This is a genomic window from Pseudomonas sp. No.21 (assembly GCF_054558415.1).
Genome location: NZ_BAAJNO010000002.1, coordinates 539,681 through 555,697 on the forward strand (window position 1 = coordinate 539,681; position 16,017 = coordinate 555,697).

The 16,017-nt window shown below is 69.4% G+C and carries 13 protein-coding genes; 8 read left to right on the forward strand and 5 right to left on the reverse strand.

The genetic code is table 11. The annotated features are described in order from the left end of the window. The first annotated feature begins 32 nt into the window (after nt 1-32). Nucleotides 33-1,310 carry an acetyl-CoA C-acetyltransferase gene (locus ACYJSS_RS05160; protein WP_236204288.1) on the forward strand — a complete coding sequence of 426 codons (1,278 nt, stop codon included), beginning with the start codon at nt 33-35 and terminating at the stop codon, nt 1,308-1,310. Nucleotides 1,311-1,472: 162 nt separating this feature from the next. Here ACYJSS_RS05160 and ACYJSS_RS05165 read toward each other — a convergent pair whose 3' ends face one another. Then, nucleotides 1,473-2,486 carry a bile acid:sodium symporter family protein gene (locus tag ACYJSS_RS05165; RefSeq protein ID WP_236204287.1) on the reverse strand — a complete coding sequence of 338 codons (1,014 nt, stop codon included), beginning with the start codon at nt 2,484-2,486 and terminating at the stop codon, nt 1,473-1,475. A gap of 82 nt (nt 2,487-2,568) precedes the next feature. Between ACYJSS_RS05165 and ACYJSS_RS05170 the strand changes: the two genes are divergently transcribed. The 3 genes from ACYJSS_RS05170 (at nt 2,569) to ACYJSS_RS05180 (ending at nt 8,269) form a co-directional block, all read left to right on the forward strand. Next, entirely contained in the window at nt 2,569-3,357 is a 789-nt protein-coding gene (locus ACYJSS_RS05170; protein ID WP_111262025.1) for an AraC family transcriptional regulator, read from the forward strand. Nucleotides 3,358-3,552: 195 nt separating this feature from the next. Continuing rightward, complete coding sequence (locus ACYJSS_RS05175) at nt 3,553-7,071, forward strand: response regulator (RefSeq protein ID WP_236204286.1); 3,519 nt, start codon at nt 3,553-3,555, stop codon at nt 7,069-7,071. A gap of 13 nt (nt 7,072-7,084) precedes the next feature. After that, on the forward strand, nt 7,085-8,269 hold the full coding sequence (locus tag ACYJSS_RS05180) for a two-component system response regulator (RefSeq protein WP_111262024.1): 1,185 nt from the start codon (nt 7,085-7,087) through the stop codon (nt 8,267-8,269). 15 nt (nt 8,270-8,284) lie between these two features. On the opposite strand, the gene ACYJSS_RS05185 is transcribed toward ACYJSS_RS05180, so the two are convergent. Continuing rightward, nucleotides 8,285-8,566, reverse strand: a complete 282-nt coding sequence (locus ACYJSS_RS05185) for a DUF2218 domain-containing protein (RefSeq protein WP_111262023.1) — start codon at nt 8,564-8,566, stop codon at nt 8,285-8,287. Between the two features lie 136 nt (nt 8,567-8,702). Beyond that, nucleotides 8,703-9,344 (reverse strand): NAD(P)-dependent oxidoreductase, encoded by a 642-nt coding sequence (locus tag ACYJSS_RS05190; protein WP_236204285.1) that lies wholly within the window; start codon nt 9,342-9,344, stop codon nt 8,703-8,705. Between the two features lie 110 nt (nt 9,345-9,454). Between ACYJSS_RS05190 and ACYJSS_RS05195 the strand changes: the two genes are divergently transcribed. The 4 genes from ACYJSS_RS05195 (at nt 9,455) to ACYJSS_RS05210 (ending at nt 12,943) form a co-directional block, all read left to right on the forward strand. Next, nucleotides 9,455-10,348 carry a LysR family transcriptional regulator gene (locus ACYJSS_RS05195; RefSeq protein ID WP_236234078.1) on the forward strand — a complete coding sequence of 298 codons (894 nt, stop codon included), beginning with the start codon at nt 9,455-9,457 and terminating at the stop codon, nt 10,346-10,348. A 72-nt stretch (nt 10,349-10,420) separates the two neighbouring features. Further along, a complete protein-coding gene (locus ACYJSS_RS05200; protein WP_236204283.1) occupies nt 10,421-11,314 on the forward strand; it encodes a PA4780 family RIO1-like protein kinase in 894 nt (297 codons plus the stop codon). An 87-nt stretch (nt 11,315-11,401) separates the two neighbouring features. Continuing rightward, the gene (gene bfr / locus ACYJSS_RS05205) at nt 11,402-11,866 is read left to right on the forward strand and encodes a bacterioferritin (RefSeq protein ID WP_111262019.1); all 465 of its coding nucleotides are present in this window, start codon (nt 11,402-11,404) and stop codon (nt 11,864-11,866) included. A 174-nt stretch (nt 11,867-12,040) separates the two neighbouring features. Then, nucleotides 12,041-12,943, forward strand: a complete 903-nt coding sequence (locus ACYJSS_RS05210; protein WP_111262018.1) for an EamA family transporter — start codon at nt 12,041-12,043, stop codon at nt 12,941-12,943. On the opposite strand, the gene cueR is transcribed toward ACYJSS_RS05210, so the two are convergent. Together cueR and ACYJSS_RS05220 are read right to left on the reverse strand one after the other, a co-directional pair. After that, nucleotides 12,909-13,310, reverse strand: coding sequence for a Cu(I)-responsive transcriptional regulator (gene cueR, locus ACYJSS_RS05215; protein WP_021219733.1), 402 nt, complete (start codon nt 13,308-13,310; stop codon nt 12,909-12,911). The two genes, ACYJSS_RS05210 and cueR, sit on opposite strands and share 35 nt — an antisense overlap. A 139-nt stretch (nt 13,311-13,449) precedes the next feature. Further along, nucleotides 13,450-15,852, reverse strand: a complete 2,403-nt coding sequence (locus tag ACYJSS_RS05220) for a heavy metal translocating P-type ATPase (protein ID WP_111262017.1) — start codon at nt 15,850-15,852, stop codon at nt 13,450-13,452. Between the last annotated feature and the right edge of the window lie 165 nt (nt 15,853-16,017).

Genomic DNA, 16,017 nt, shown 5'->3' on the forward strand with positions numbered 1-16,017 from the left:
CCGCAATCCATTCCCCAGGCAAGGAGTCACCCATGACCCAGCTGCGCCGGGTCGCCATCGTCGGCGGCAATCGCATTCCGTTCGCCCGTTCCAACACGGTGTACGCCACCGCCACCAACCAGCAGATGCTCACCAGCGCGCTGGAAGGCCTGGTGGAGCGCTACAACCTGCACGGCGAGCGCATCGGCGAGTTCGTCGCCGGTGCCGTGCTCAAGCATTCCCGCGACTTCAACCTGGCCCGCGAATGCGTGCTGGGCTCGCGCCTGGCGCCGGAGACCAGCGCCTACGACATCCAGCAGGCCTGCGGCACCGGCCTGGAGGCCGCCATCCTGGTGGCCAACAAGATCGCCCTCGGGCAGATCGACAGCGGCATCGCCGGCGGCGTCGACACCACCTCCGACGCGCCCATCGGCGTGCACGAGGAGCTGCGCAAGATCCTCCTGGAGGCCAACCGCGGCAAGACCACCGGCGACAAGATCAAGAGCCTGCTCAAGGTGCGCCCGCGCCACCTGGCGCCGCATATCCCGCGCAATGGCGAGCCGCGCACCGGGCTGTCCATGGGCGAGTCCTGCGAGCTGATGGCGCAGACCTGGTCCATTCCCCGTGACGAGCAGGACGCCCTGGCCGTGGCCAGCCACCAGAAGCTCGCCACGGCCTATGCCGAAAGCTGGCAGAACGACCTGCTGACCCCCTTCCTCGGCCTGACCCGCGACCAGAACCTGCGCGCGGACATCAACCCGGAGAAGCTCGCCACCCTCAAGCCGGTGTTCGACAAGGGCCCGCGCGGCACCCTGACCGCCGCCAACTCCACCCCGCTCACCGATGGCGCTTCCGTGGTGCTGCTGGCCAGCGAGGAGTGGGCCAAGGCGCGCGGGCTGCCGATCCTCGCCTACTTCAAGGACGGCGAAGCGGCGGCGGTGGATTTCGTCGGTGGCAAGGAAGGGCTGCTGATGGCGCCGGTCTACGCCGTGCCGCGCCTGCTGGCACGCAACGGCCTGACCCTGCAGGACTTCGACTACTACGAGATCCACGAGGCCTTCGCCGCCCAGGTGCTCTGCACCCTCAAGGCCTGGGAAGACGCCGACTACTGCAAGACCCGCCTCGGCCTCGACCAGCCGCTGGGCTCGATCGACCGCAGCAAGATGAACGTCAAGGGCAGCTCCCTGGCCGCCGGCCACCCCTTCGCGGCCACCGGCGGGCGCATCGTCGCCAACCTGGCGAAGCTGCTTTCGGTGGCGGAAAAGGGCCGCGGGCTGATCTCGATCTGCGCCGCAGGCGGCCAAGGTGTGACCGCGATCCTCGAAAAGTAATCCAATACCCGTGGCCGCAATTCATCGCTGGCCGCGCGATGTAAGCAACTCCGTGATTTAGGGCGGCCCACTGGTTGGGCCGCCCTTTTTTTCGCCCGTTTTTCGCGGGTGTGACGCGCGCTGCGGGGCGGCGCCGAGCGCCTCGCGGCGCGACCACCTGCATCAGGCGGCGCTTGCCTGCGCCCTGGCCAGCTCGTGGCCGCGGTTGGCGTAGCGCTCGGCCATCACCGAGCAGACGATCAGCTGCATCTGGTGGTAGAGCATGATCGGCAGCAGGATCAGGCCCAGCGCCGGGTTGGCGCCGAAGATGATCGCCGCCATGGGCGCGCCGGCCGCCAGGGATTTCTTGGTGGCACAGAACACCGCCGCGATCTCGTCCTCATGGTTGAAGCCCAGTGCCCGTGCCGAACGGGTGGTGGCCCAGAGCATCGCCGCCAGCAGCAGGGCGCTGCCGACGAAGGCGATGACCAGGGTTGCCGGCCCCTGCTGTTGCCAGATGCCGCCGGCCACCGAATCGCTGAACGAGGCGAACACCAGCAGCAGGATCACCAGTTTGTCGAACACTGCCGTGTAGCGTTTGTAGCGGGCGAAGAAGCGGCCCCACAGCGGGCGCAGCGCCTGGCCCAGCACCAGCGGCAGGAGCAGCAGCAGGCTCAGGTCGATCAGCGTCTCGCCCAGGTCGATGCCGCCGTTGGCGTCGGCTACCAGGCTGATCAGCCAGGGCGTGAGGAACACCCCCAGGAGGCTCGACAGGCTGGCGTTGAGGATCGCCGCCGGTACGTTGCCGCCCGCGCTGCCGGTCAGCGCCACCGAGGAGGAAATGGTCGAGGGCAGGGCGCAGAGGTAGAAGAAGCCCAGCATCAGCGCCGGCGGCAGGTGCGTGCCGAACAGCCTGTCCACCGCCAGCCATACCAGCGGGAACAGGGCGAAGGTGAACACCTGCACCATGATGTGCAGGCGCCAGTTGCTCAGGCCCTTGCGGATCTGCTCGGTGGACAGGTTGATGCCGTGCAGGAAGAACACCAGGAACACCCCGGCGTTGATCAGGCTCTCGGCGTGCAGCGTGCCGCCGTGGCGGCCGATGTCCGGGAACAGCCAGGCCAGCGCCACGGCCAGCAGCATGCCGCCGAGGAACCAGTCGGTGACCAGGCGCTTGAGGGGTTTGAGTGCCGACATGGAACCTCCGGGCGGCCGATGGGATTGAGGCGGCAGGTTAACGGGCGCACAATCCGGCCGTCTAACGACAGCGGATCAGAAGATGTCGCCAAACGGACAGCTCGACCTGCAGCGCAGCATCCCCAGCCTCGACGCGCTGCCCAGGCCCCTCTACGCCCGTGCGGAAAGCCTGCGCGCCGGCTCCTGGACGGCGCGCCACAGCCATGACTGGGTGCAGCTCTCCTACGCCATCAGCGGCGTGCTCGGGGTGCACACCGCCGCCGGCAGCTTCTTCGCCCCGCCGCACTGGGCGATCTGGGTGCCGGCGGGCCTGGAGCACGAGGTGGTCACCTCCATGCATGCCGAGATGCGCAGCCTCTATGTACGCCGCGACGCCTGCACCTGGGCGCCGGATCACTGCCGGGTGCTGGAGGTGACGCCACTGGCGCGTGAACTGATCAAGGGCTTCTGCGAACTGCCGGTGGAGTACCCCGAGGGCGACAGCCCCGAAGCCCGGCTGGTGGCGGTACTGCTGGACCAGCTGCGCGCCCTGCCGGAGGCGGGCTTCTCCCTGCCCATGCCCAGCGAGCCGCGCCTGCTGCGCCTGTGCAACGAACTGGTGGCCCAGCCCGACCTGGCCCGTCCCCTGAGCGAATGGGCCGGCCTGCTCGCCACCTCGGAAAAGACCCTGATGCGCGCCTTCCAGCGCGAGACCGGCCTCAGCTTCCGCCAATGGCGCCAGCGCTTGCGCCTGCTCGCCGCCCTGCAACCGCTGGAGCAGGGCGACAGCGTCACCCGGGTCGCCCTGGGCAGCGGCTACGACTCGCCCTCGGCCTTCATCGCCGCCTTCAAGGGCTTGTTCGGCGTGACGCCGGGGGAGCTGTTCCGCTGAGGCTCAACGCCTCCCCCCTGTTCGGGGCTCTCCGGCTGGCTGGTGGCTTGTAGGGTGGACCCCGCTTCACCGGACCACCCTGCGAAGTTGCAGGCGCACTCGGGCGCTCGACTCCATCGAACGCCGGGCCCCGCCTTTCCAACCGCCGGCCGCTGGCTAAGCTGAACGGCGGTGGACGAGCGCAAGGACCGACCCATGTTGCGTGCCTCTGTTTGGCTGGTGCTGATGCTGCTGGCGCCCCTGGTGCTGGGCGGGTCCGAGCGGCTCGACTTCGATGCGGGCGAGGCGGCCTGGCTGCAGGACCACCCGCGCGTGCGCGTCGGCGTGCCGCGCCATGGCTGGCCGCCGTTCGACCTGGTCGACGCCGATGGCAGCTACCAGGGCATCAGTGCCGATTTCCTGCGCCTGGTGGGGGAGCGCCTCGGCCTGGGCATCGAGCCGGTGCTCTTCGATGACTGGCAGCAGGCCCAGGATGCGCTGCGCGAGCGCCGGGTCGATGTCCTGCCGTCCATGGCCAAGGTGGCCTCGCGGGAATCCTGGGCGGCCTTCAGCGAGCCCTACCTGGTCAGTACCAGCCTGCTCTTCACCCGTCGCGAGAGTGCGTTGCAGGGGCTGGGCGACCTGGCCGGCAAGCGTGTCGCGGTGGAGCGTGGCTACGCGGTGCAGGGCAAGCTGCGCAAGCGTGCCCCGGGGCTGTTGCTGGTGGAGACGGCCGACACCGAGGCGGCGCTGCGCGCCGTGTCGTCCGGGCGCGCCGATGCCTACGTGGGCAACATGATCGTCGCCAGCTACCTGATCCGACAGTTCAACCTGAGCAACCTGGAGCTGCGTGGCGAGTCCGGCCTGGGCAGCAGCCAGCTGCACTTCGCGGTCCGCCGCGACTGGCAGCAACTGGCCGGGCTGATCGATCACGCCCTGGGCAGCATCGACCGCGAGGAACGCGAGGCGATCATGGATCGCTGGCTGCCGCCGCTCACCGAGTTCAACTGGCGCAAGGCCGCGGAGGTGGGCTGGCCCTATGCGCTGGGGGTGATCGCCCTGGTGGGCTTCGTGCTGCTGTGGAACCGCCGGCTGGCGGTGCAGGTGGAGGAGCGCCGCCGCGCCGAGGCCGAGGCGGAACGCCAGCGCAGCACCCTGCTGGCACTGGTCAACGCCATCCCCGATCCGATCTGGTTCAAGGACGCCGAGGGCCGCTACCTGGGCGCCAACCAGGCCTTCGCCGATCTCATCGGCCAGAGCCGCGAGGCGCTGCAGGGGCGTACCGACGCCGAACTGCTGCCCACCGAACGGGCGCGCATGCGGCTGATCCAGGACCAGGCGGCGCTGGCCCTGAGCCTGCCGTTCGAAAGCGAGGACTGGGTGGTGCAGCGCGATGGACGCAAGGTGCTGTTCGACACCCTCCGCGCCACCTTCCAGGACGACAAGGGCCAGTTGCTGGGCCTGGTCGGCGTCAGCCGCGACGTGACCGCGCGCAAGCACAGCGAGGAGGCCCTGGCCCAGGCCAAGGAACTGGCCGAGGAAGCGGCGCGGACGAAGGCCGACTTCCTCGCCAACATGAGCCACGAGATCCGCACCCCGATGAACGCCATCATCGGCATGACCCACCTGGCCCTGCGGGCGGGCCCCGAACCCCGGCAGCGCGAGTACCTGGGCAAGATCCAGCAGGCCAGCCAGCACCTGATGGGGGTGATCAACGACATCCTCGACTTCTCCCGCATCGAGGCCGGCAAGCTGAACATCGAGCGCATCGACTTCGACCTGCAGCTGGTGCTGGAGAACCTCTCCGGGCTGGTCAGCGAGAAGGCCGCCTGCAAGCACCTGGAACTGGTGTTCAACGTCGACCCGCAACTGCCCCTGCAACTGGTGGGCGACCCGCTGCGCATCGGCCAGATCCTCATCAACTACGCCAACAACGCGGTCAAGTTCACCGAGCAGGGCGAGGTGGAGGTCATCGTGCGGGGCGAGCCGCGCGGCGGGCGCGAGCTGGAGTTGTACCTGGCGGTGCGCGACACCGGCATCGGCCTCGACGCCGAGCAGCAGGGGCGCCTGTTCGAGTCCTTCCAGCAGGCGGACAACTCCACCACCCGGCGCTATGGCGGCTCCGGCCTGGGCCTGGCCATCTGCCGGCGCCTGGCCGAGGCCATGGGCGGCGAGGTCGGCGTCGACAGCCGGGTGGGCGTCGGCAGCCTGTTCTGGTGCCGGCTGCCGGTGCAGGTTTCCGCGCGCCAGCCCCACGAATTGCTGCTGCAGCCCGACCTGCTCGATCGCCGGGTGCTGGTGGTGGACGACAACGACGCCGCGCGCCAGGTGATCAACGACATGCTCGCCAGCCTGGCGTTGCGGGTCGATGCGGTGCCGTCCGGCGAGGAGGCGCTGCTGCGGGTCGCCGAGGCCGAGCGCGAGGGAGACCCGTTCGAGATCGTCTTCATCGATTGGCAGATGCCTGGGCTTGATGGTGTCGAGACCGCCCGCCGCCTGCGACTGCTGGGCCTGGCCAAGCCACCGCGCCTGCTGCTGGTCACCGCCCATGGCTTCGACGACCTGGGCGACACCGGCAAGGCCGGCATCGACGAGGTGCTGCACAAGCCCCTCAACCCGTCGGTGCTGCTGGAGGCCTCCCTCAGCAGCCTGGGTCGGCGGCGCAGCCCCGAGCCGACCGGCACCGCCGCGCTGCTGGAGGCCATGCCGCGCTTCGAGAACCAGCGCGTGCTGCTGGTCGAGGACCACGCGCTGAACCGCGAGGTGGCCACTGCGTTGCTGGAGGACAGCGGGCTGCGCATCGACCAGGCGGAGAACGGGCTGGATGCCATCGACCGCCTGCGCTGGCAGCCGCCGGACTACTACGCGCTGGTGCTGATGGACATGCAGATGCCGGAGATGGACGGCCTGGAAGCCACCCGCGAGCTGCGCCGCGACCCGCGCCTGCGCGACCTGCCGATCATCGCCATGACCGCCAACGCCCTGCCCGGTGACCGCGAGCGCTGCCTCCAGGCAGGCATGAACGACCACGTCGGCAAGCCTATCGAGCCCCTGGAGCTGTGGGCCACCCTGCGCCGCTGGCTGCGCAGCGAGGGGCCGCGGGGCGAGGTGAAGACGGCCGCCGCCGTCGGCCTGCCGGACTGGCGGCTGCCGGGCATCGACCTCGCCAATGGCCTGCGCCGGGTGCTGGGCAAGCAGCAGGCCTACCTGGGACTGCTGGGCAAGTTCGCCAAGGGCCAGCGGCAGTTCGCCGCCGAATTGCGCCAGGCCCTCGGCGATGGCGACCGCGAGCGCGCCGAGCGCCTGGCCCACAGCCTGCGTGGGCTGGCCGGCAACCTGGGGGCGGCGCAGTTGCAGGCCCAGGCCGAGGCGCTGGAGCGCGGCATCGGCCAGGGCGCGCGCCTGGCCCAGCTGGAGCGCCAGTTGCTGGAGCTGGAACCGCCGTTGCTGGCGCTGGTCGGAGCCATCGACGAGCTCCTGCGCGAGCAGCGCCCGGAGCCCGATGCCGCCCCCTGCGACCCGGCGCACCTGGCGCCCCTGTGCAAGCGCCTGGCGCAGCTCTTCGAGGACGACGATCCGCGCGCCGGAAAGCTCTTCGAAGAACAGGCGCAATTGCTGCGCAGCGCCTTCAATGAAGGCTATGGCCCCCTGGAGGCGGCGGTGCGGGGTTACGACTTCGAGACCGCCCTGGCGGTGCTGCGGGAGATGGCGGGGCAACGCGACATTTCACTCTGACGAGGTGCGCCACATGGTCGGCATGCTGGACAGACCGGATCGCGAGGTGATCCTGGTGGTGGACGACACCCCGGACAACCTCGAGCTCATGAGCGAGCTGCTGATGGACCGCTATCGGGTCAAGGTCGCCGGCAGTGGTGCCAAGGCGCTGAGGATCGCCGCCGGGAACATGCGCCCGGACCTGATCCTGCTGGATGTGATGATGCCGGAGATGGACGGCTACGAAGTCTGTGCGCGGCTCAAGGCCGATGCCGCCACCCGCGATATCCCGGTGATCTTCCTCACTGCCCGCAGCGAGATGGCGGACGAGCAGAAGGGCTTCGACCTGGGCGCGGTGGACTACATCACCAAGCCGATCAGCCCGCCCATCGTCCTGGCGCGGGTGCAGGCCCAGTTGCAGCTCAAGGCCACGGCCGACTTCCTGCGCGACAAGAGCGAGTACCTGGAACTGGAAGTGCGCCGCCGCACCCGCGAGATCCACCACCTGCACTACGCCACGATCGAAGCCCTGGCGGGCCTGGCCGACCTGCGCGACAACCCCGACGGCAATCACCTGCTGCGTGTCGAGCTGTACATGCGCCTGCTGGGCGGCGCGCTGGCGCGGCAGCAGCCGGGCATGGCGGACGAGCTGACCGAGGAGCGCATCGCGCTGATGGCCAAGTCGGCACTGCTGCACGACATCGGCAAGGTGGCGCTGCCCGATCGCGTGCTGCTCAACCCGGGGCAACTGGAGGGCGACGACCTGCGCCTCATGCAGAGCCATACCCGGCTCGGCCGCGAAGCGCTGGAGCGCGCCGAGGCGCGCCTGGGTGGGGTGGGGCAGAGCTTCCTCACCTATGCCAAGGAGATCCAGTACGGCCACCACGAGCGCTGGGACGGCTCGGGTTATCCACAGGGCCTGCGTGGCGACCAGATCCCGCTGTCCGCACGCCTGATGGCCCTGGTCGACTGCTACGACGAGCTCACCCGCTACCACCCCTACCGCAGCCGCCTGAGCGGCGACGAGGCGGTGATGCGCATCAGCGCCGGCAGCGGCAGCGAGTTCGACCCGCTGGTGGTGCTGGCCTTCCTCGAAGTGGCCGATGGCTTCGCCCGCATCGCGGAACGCCATGCCGACAGCCGCAGCGCCATCGAGGGCGAGCTGCAGCGCCTGGAGGATTCCATCGCCGAGAGCATCGAGCTGACGTTGCCGGAGTGAGCGCCTTGGCGCCGTTCAGCGCCAGTCGAGCTGCAGGGCTTCCTGCCAGGCGAAGCGTTCGAAGTGGCTGGCGATCACGTTCTTCATCTGTTCCAGTTTCTCGTCGTCGGCGGCTTCGACCCTGAGGGTCAGGCCGCCGGCTTCGGCGTGCAGCGTGCCGAGGCCGAAGTCGAACTCGATGCGCCCCTGGTGCTCGTCGAAGCTGACCGGGATGCGGTGGGCGAAGTGCTTGCACAGGCGGCTGATGTAGCGCGCCGGGGTGTCGGTGGCGACATGGGCGGAGGCGGTGAGGCTCATGCTGGGTTCCTGTTCGTCGTGTGGAGCGGGCGGGTCGTTCAGTGGCCCCCGCTTTCGCGAGGGTGACGGTACGGCTGGAGAGCCCCGCGCATGCGCAGTCCGTCATCCCCGCCAGGCGGGGACCCACTGGAAACCGTCAATAACCCACGGTGAAGCGCTGGCGGATGTGCTGCGGGTTTTCCAGTTCGTCGACGATGGCCACGGCCAGGTCGGCCACTGAGAGGCTCGCCGGGTGGTCGCCGTCCATCAGCAGTTCGTTGCCGCCGAGGCGGAAGCGGCCGGTGCGCTCGCCGGGCTGCAGCAGGGCGGGCGGCGAGATGAAGCTCCAGTCCAGCGCGGTTTCGGCCTGGATCAGGTTGAGCGCCTGGCGCGCACCCTCGGCGCCTTCCTTGTATTCGGCGGGGAAATCCGGGGTATCGATCAATTGCAGGCCGGGGGCGACATAGAGGCTGCCGGCCCCGCCGACCACCAGCAGGCGGCGGACCCCGGACCGGTTGACGGCTTCGAAGATCGAGCGGGTGCCGGCGATGAATTGCTCGCGGATGTCGTCGCGGCCCCAGCCCGGATTGAAGGCGTGGATCACCGCGTCATGGCCGGCCAGTTGCCGCGCGGTGGCGGTGCTGTCGTGGATATCGGCCCGCAGCGCGCTCAGGCGTTCGTGGGTGGGGAGCTTTTCCGGGTGACGGACCAGGGCGGTGACCTGGTGGCCACGTTGCAGGGCTTCGGTGACCACGGCGGAGCCGACGAAACCGGTGGCACCGATGAGGGCGATCTTCATGCTGTTCTCCAGTGATCGAGGTGGGTGATTCGAGGTGATGAATCATGACTTCTGGATAATCGGCAGAAAAAGTGGCAGAAAGCGCTTTCACAATTAAGCAGGGCTTACGAATGGAGCAGCTCAAACGCATGGCGGTGTTCGCCATGGTCGTGGAGAAGGGCTCGATGGTCGCCGCAGGCGAGGCGCTGGGCATGAGTGCCTCGGCGGTCAGCCAGCAGATCCGCCGGCTGGAGGAGTCGACCCGGGTCAGCCTGCTCCATCGCACCACCCGCAAGCTGACCCTGACCGAGGCCGGCAGCCTGTTCTACCGCAGCTGCGCCCAGGTGCTGGAGCTGGCGCAGCAGGCCGAGCAGCGCCTGGCGGAGCTGCGCGACGCGCCGGTGGGGGAGTTGCGCATCGCCGCGCCCGTGGGCTTCTCCGGCCGCGTGGTGACCGAGGCCCTGGCGCCCCTGCTGGAGGCGCACCCGGGGCTGAGCCTGCGGCTGTTCTTCCACGACGAGCAGATCGACCTGGTGGAGCAGCGCATCGACCTGGCCATCCGCGTCGGCACCCTGGAGGACTCCAGCCTGGTGGCGCGGCATGTCGGCGACTGGCCGATGCTGCTGTGCTGTGCGCCGGCCTACCTGGCCCGACACCCCGACATCCGGCGGCCGGAGCAACTGCTGGCGCTGGACTGGGTGACCCTCGGCAGCGACCGCCACCAGGGGCCGCTGACCCTGCACGGGCCGGGCGGCGAGGTGCAGCGCCTGCGCATCGAGAGCCGGGTGGTGTGCAACAACATCCTGTCCACCCGCAGCTTCACCCTGGCCGGCTTCGGCCTCTCGCTGCAGCCGGAACCGGAGATCACCGAGGAGCTGACCAGCGGTCGCCTGCTGCGCGTGCTGCCGGACTGGCAGCCCGGCCCCATGGGGCTCTACATCGTCACCCCGCGCCGCGACGCCCAGCCGGCCAAGGTGCGTTACGCCATGGATGCGTTGCGCCACAGTCTGGCGCGTCGCGGATAGTCGCGCGGGCCCGCATGCCGTATAAAGTCGGACGATGTCCGCCCGCAAACAGAGGATTGGCTACAAAGCAGCATGAAGACTCCAAAACGCATTGAACCGTTGGTGGAAGACGGCCTGATCGACGAAGTGGTCAGGCCCCTGATGAGTGGCAAGGAAGCATCGGTCTACGTTGTGCGTTGTGGCGGCGAGTTGCGGTGCGCGAAGGTCTACAAGGAGGCCAACAAGCGCGGGTTCCGCCAGGCTGCCGAGTACCAGGAGGGTCGCAAGGTCCGTAACAGCCGTGACGCCCGGGCCATGGCCAAGGGCTCGAAGTACGGGCGCAAGGAGCAGGAGGAGAACTGGCAGAACGCCGAGGTCGCGGCCCTGTTCCGCCTGGCCGCGGCGGGCGTGCGCGTGCCCAAGCCCTACGACTTCCTCGATGGCGTGCTGCTGATGGAGCTGGTCACCGACGGCTACGGGGACGCCGCGCCGCGCCTCAACGACGTCGACCTGACGCCCGAGGATGCCCGCGAATTCCACGCCTTCATGATCGGCGAGATCGTCAAGATGCTCTGCGCCGGCCTGGTCCATGGCGACCTGTCGGAGTTCAACGTCCTGCTCGATCCGTACGGCCCGGTGATCATCGACCTGCCGCAGGCGGTGGATGCCGCCGGCAACAACCACGCCTTCCGCATGCTGGAGCGTGATGTCGGCAACATGGCGTCCTATTTCGGCCAGTTCGCCCCCGAGTTGCTCTACACCCGTTACGCCAAGGAAATGTGGGCGCTCTACGAGGACGGCAAGCTGACTCCGGATGCGAAGCTCACCGGCGAGTTCGCCGAGCCGGAGGACACCGCCGACGTCGACGCGGTGATGCGCGAGATCAAGGCCGCATTGGCCGAGGAAGCCCGGCGCCAGGCGCTGCTCAACGAGGACGAGGACAAGGCCCGCGACGAGCCGCCACCCCCGCCCTGGATGCAGAATTGACACTGCGGCATCGGCTCGCTTGACCGGGGCCGATCCGCGCAGGACCATTGCGCCCTCGGATCACCGCGTTTGCAGGGGAGAACACGCATGCAAGGGCAACTCGAAGTCGTCGAATACCTGAAGGATCTGCTGCGCGGCGAGCTGGCCGCTCGCGACCAGTACTTCCTGCATTCGCGGATGTACGCGGACTGGGGCTTCACCAAGCTCTTCGAGCGCATCAACCACGAGATGGAGGAGGAGACCGAGCACGCCGATGCCCTGCTCAAGCGCATCCTCTTCCTCGAAAGCACCCCGGACATGACGCCCAAGGCCATCCACCCCGGTGCCACCGTGCCGGAGATGCTGCGCTCGGACCTCAATCTCGAATACGAAGTACGTGCCGCGCTGAGCAAGGGCATCACCCTGTGCGAGAAGCACAAGGACTATGTCAGCCGCGACATCCTCGCCCTGCAGTTGCAGGACACCGAGGAAGACCACGCCTACTGGCTGGAACAGCAACTGGGCCTGATCGACCGCGTGGGCCTGGAGAACTACCTGCAATCCCAGGCCTGATCGCGCCCGCACCGGCTCACGCCGAGCCCCCGGAGGGGTGCCTACCCAGGTAGGCGCGCCTCCGGGGGCTTTTTCATGGGCGCATCCCTGTACTCCGCCATTTGCGGGCATCTGTATCCATACAGGTGTCCGATGACCTGCTAGCGTTGCCTGCTCGCCCTACGAGTGCACGCCATGCCCTTGCCACACATCCTCCTCGCCCTGCTGGTCACCCTGGTCTGGGGCGTCAACTTCGTCGTCATCAAGCTCGGCCTCGCGGAATTCCCGCCGCTGCTGTTCTGCGCCCTGCGCTTCGCCCTGGCGGCGACGCCGCTGCTGTTCCTGCGCGGGCCGATGCCGGCGCCGCTGTGGCGGATCGTGCAGATCGGCCTGCTGCTGGGGGTGTTCAAGTTCGGCGTGCTGTTCATCGGCATGAAGATCGGCATGCCGGCGGGGCTGACCTCGCTCGTGCTGCAGAGCCAGGTGTTCTTCACCATCCTCATCGCCGCCCTGCTGCTGGGCGAGCGCCCCAGCCGGCGCGGCGTGCTGGGCCTGGCGCTGGCGGCGTCCGGCCTGGTGCTGATCGGCCTGGAGCGGCCCATGGGTGACAGCCTGCTGGCCTTCGCGCTGGTGCTGGTGGCGGCCCTCGCCTGGGCCTTCGCCAACATCGCCACCAAGCGCGCGGGCGCCAGCGACATGCTGCGGCTGATCTGCTGGGTGAGCCTGGTGCCGCCCTTGCCGCTGCTGGCGCTGTCCTGGGTGTTCGAGGGGCCGCAGGCGATGGCCGCGGCGTTCGAGCACGCGACCCTGGTGGGCTACGGTTCGCTGCTGTTCGTGGCCTTCGGCGCCACCACCCTGGGCTTCGCCATCTGGAGCTTCCTCCTCAGTCGTCACCCGGCGAGCCTGGTCACCCCCTTCGCCCTGGCGGTGCCGATCTCCGGGCTGCTGTCCGGCTGGTTGCTGCTGGACGAGGCGCTGAGCCCGGCGGGCTGGCTGGCTTGCGTCATCGTCTTCGTCGGCCTGGCGATCACCGTGCTGCCCAAGGGGCTGTTCGGCCGCCTGCTCAGTGGCAGCAGCCACCCGACTCCAGGTCCTTGAGGATCGGGCAGTCGGGGCGGTGATCGCCCTGGCAGTGATCCACCAGTTCCTGCAGGGTGTCGCGCAGCCCCGCCAGCTCGGCGATCTTGCGGTTAAGTTCTTCGATATGGTCGCGGGCCAGTGCCTTGACGTCGGCGCTGGCGCGGCCCCGGTCCTGCCATAGCTGCAGCAGCTTGCCGACCTCCTCCAGGGAGAAGCCCAGGTCCCGCGAGCGGCGGATGAACGCCAGGCTGTGCAGGTCCTGCTGGCTGTACTGGCGGTAGCCGCTGTCGCTGCGACCGGCCTCCGGCAGCAGGCCGATGGATTCGTAGTAGCGGATCATCTTCGCGGTGAGCCCGCTCTTCTTCGCGGCCTGGCCGATGTTCATGGGGTGCTCCTCGTGGTTGGGCCCGTGCAGCTGTTCAGTGGGTCCCCGCGTTCGCGGGGATGACGGGAGGCGGCGGGCTGTCCATCGGCACCGTCACCCTCGCGAACGCGGGGGGACCACTCGAAGACAGCCTCCCGTTTCAGTCTCGCCTGGTTTTCTCCCCGGCCGGTTTCCAGGTCTTCAGCAGCAGGGCGTTGCTCACCACGCTGACGCTGGAGAGCGCCATCGCCGCGCCGGCGACCACCGGGTTGAGCAGGCCGGCGGCGGCGAGCGGGATGCCCACCAGGTTGTAGATGAAGGCCCAGAACAGGTTCTGGCGGATCTTGCCATAGGTGCGCCGGGCGATCTCCAGGGCGGCGGGGACCAGGCGCGGGTCGCCGCGCATCAGGGTGATGCCGGCCGCGTGCATGGCCACGTCGGTCCCCCCGCCCATGGCGATGCCGACATCGGCGGCGGCCAGGGCGGGGGCGTCGTTGATGCCGTCGCCGACCATCGCCACCACCGCGCCGCCGGCCTTGAGCCGGGCCACCTCGGCGGCCTTGTCCGCCGGCAGCACTTCGGCGTGCACGTCGTCGATGCCCAGCGCCTCGGCCACCACCCGGGCGCTGCCACGGTTGTCGCCGGTGATCAGGTGGCTGGCGATGTGGCGCTCGCGCAGGGCCTGGAGGGCCTCGCGGGCACCGTCCTTGAGGCTGTCGCCGAAGGCGAAGAGCCCGAGCACCCGGGCCTGGGGTTGCAGCGCCAGCAGCCAGGACAGGGTACGGCCCTGGGCTTCCCAGGCCGTGGCCGATTCCAGCAGTGCGCCGCCATCGAGCCCCTGTTCGTCCAGCAGCCGACGGTTGCCCAGTGCCAGCAGGCGGTCCTCGACCACGCCCTGGATGCCGCGCCCGGTCAGGGACTGGCTGTCGTGCACCTCCGGCACCGTCAGCCCGCGCTCGTCGCAGGCATCGAGCACCGCCTTGGCCAGCGGGTGTTCGCTACCGCGTTGCAGGGCACCGGCCCATTGCAGCAGGGCGGCTTCGTCGCCATCGGCGGCGGCCAGGTTGGTGATGCGCGGGGTGCCGGAGGTGAGGGTGCCGGTCTTGTCGAAGGCCACGGCTGTGACCGCGTGGGCCACCTCCAGGGCCTCGGCGTCCTTGATCAGGATGCCGTGGCGGGCCGCCACGCCGGTGCCGGCCATGATCGCCGTCGGCGTGGCCAGGCCGAGGGCGCAGGGGCAGGCGATCACCAGCACGGCGACGGCGTTGATCAGCGCGGTTTCCAGAGGCGCGCCGGCCAGCAGCCAGCCGCCGAGGGTGGCCAGGGCGATCAGCAGCACTGCCGGGACGAACACCTGGCTGACCCGGTCCACCAGCTTCTGGATCGGCGCCTTGGCCGCCTGGGCGTCTTCCACCAGGCGAATGATGCGTGCCAGCACGGTTTCGCCGCCGATAGCGCTGGTGCGTACCCGCAGGCGGCCTTCGCCGTTGATGGCTCCGCCAGTGACGCTGTCGCCGGGGCGCTTGGGCACCGGCAGGCTCTCGCCGCTGATCAGCGCCTCGTCGGCGTGGCTCTGGCCTTCCAGCACCTCGCCGTCCACCGGGAAGCGCTCGCCCGGCTTCACCAGCACCTCGTCGCCCAGGCGCAGTTCGGCGATGGCCACTTCTTCCTCACGGCCGTCGCGCAGGCGGATGGCCCGTTCCGGGCGCAGCGCTTCGAGGGCGCGGATGGCGGCGCTGGTCTGGCGCTTGGCGCGGCTTTCCAGGTACTTGCCCAGCAGCACCAGGGCGATGACCACGGCAGAGGCTTCGAAGTACAGGTGCGGCATGTGGCCGGGGTGGGCGGTGGCCCACTGGTAGAGGCTCAGGCCGTAGCCGGCGCTGGTGCCGATGGCCACCAGCAGGTCCATGTTGCCGGCGCCGGCGCGCACGGCCTTCCAGGCGGCGCGGTAGAAGCGCGCGCCGAGGATGAATTGCACCGGCGTGGCCAGGGCGAACTGCGCCCAGGCCGGCAGCATCCAGTGCAGGCCGAAGGGCGCCACCAGCATCGGCAGCACCAGGGGCAGCGCCAGGGCGAGGGCGACGAGCAGCGCCCAGCGTTCGCGACGCAGGCGGCTGGCGTTGTCATCGCTGCGCGGCGCATCCGTATCCAGGGCGCGGGCGTGGTAGCCGGCGCGTTCGACGGCCTGCAGCAGCGTGCTGCGTTCCACCTCGCCGAGCAGCAGCAGGTGGGCGCGCTCGGTGGCGAGGTTCACCGCCACCTCGCCGACGCCCGGCACCTTGGCCAGGGCGCGCTCGACACGGCCCACGCAACTGGCGCAGGTCATGCCGTCGATGGCCAGTTCCAGGCGCTGGCCCGGCACGTCGTAGCCGGCGGCCTCCACCGCCGCGCGCAGGGCCGGCAGGCTGTCGCCCGGCGCTTGCACGCGGGCCCGCTCGGTGGCGAGGTTGACGCTGGCGCTCTCTACACCCGGCACCTTGGCCAGGGCACGCTCTACACGCCCGGCGCAGCTGGCGCAGGTCATCCCGGCAATCGGCAGGTCGAACGAAACGGATGGGCTCATGGGGCAATTCCTCGTGGATTGCCCACAGGATCGACCTTGACACGAGGGCAAGGTCAAGCGGCGAGTTGTCGCAGCGCTCCATCTGTAGGGGCGAATTCATTCGCCCGGCGATCTACCCGGCGCGCACGGCGTCCTTATGAGCACGTGCTTCTTTGTGGGAGCGGA

Excerpts from the sequence above, each read along its gene's own strand:
- ACYJSS_RS05160 (WP_236204288.1), top strand. The coding sequence starts at position 33 with ATGACCCAGCTGCGCCGGGTCGCCATCGTCGGCGGCAATCGCATTCCG.
- ACYJSS_RS05165 (WP_236204287.1), bottom strand. The coding sequence starts at position 2,486 with ATGTCGGCACTCAAACCCCTCAAGCGCCTGGTCACCGACTGGTTCCTC.
- ACYJSS_RS05170 (WP_111262025.1), top strand. The coding sequence starts at position 2,569 with ATGTCGCCAAACGGACAGCTCGACCTGCAGCGCAGCATCCCCAGCCTC.
- ACYJSS_RS05175 (WP_236204286.1), top strand. The coding sequence starts at position 3,553 with ATGTTGCGTGCCTCTGTTTGGCTGGTGCTGATGCTGCTGGCGCCCCTG.
- ACYJSS_RS05180 (WP_111262024.1), top strand. The coding sequence starts at position 7,085 with ATGGTCGGCATGCTGGACAGACCGGATCGCGAGGTGATCCTGGTGGTG.
- ACYJSS_RS05185 (WP_111262023.1), bottom strand. The coding sequence starts at position 8,566 with ATGAGCCTCACCGCCTCCGCCCATGTCGCCACCGACACCCCGGCGCGC.
- ACYJSS_RS05190 (WP_236204285.1), bottom strand. The coding sequence starts at position 9,344 with ATGAAGATCGCCCTCATCGGTGCCACCGGTTTCGTCGGCTCCGCCGTG.
- ACYJSS_RS05195 (WP_236234078.1), top strand. The coding sequence starts at position 9,455 with ATGGAGCAGCTCAAACGCATGGCGGTGTTCGCCATGGTCGTGGAGAAG.
- ACYJSS_RS05200 (WP_236204283.1), top strand. The coding sequence starts at position 10,421 with ATGAAGACTCCAAAACGCATTGAACCGTTGGTGGAAGACGGCCTGATC.
- bfr (WP_111262019.1), top strand. The coding sequence starts at position 11,402 with ATGCAAGGGCAACTCGAAGTCGTCGAATACCTGAAGGATCTGCTGCGC.
- ACYJSS_RS05210 (WP_111262018.1), top strand. The coding sequence starts at position 12,041 with ATGCCCTTGCCACACATCCTCCTCGCCCTGCTGGTCACCCTGGTCTGG.
- cueR (WP_021219733.1), bottom strand. The coding sequence starts at position 13,310 with ATGAACATCGGCCAGGCCGCGAAGAAGAGCGGGCTCACCGCGAAGATG.
- ACYJSS_RS05220 (WP_111262017.1), bottom strand. The coding sequence starts at position 15,852 with ATGAGCCCATCCGTTTCGTTCGACCTGCCGATTGCCGGGATGACCTGC.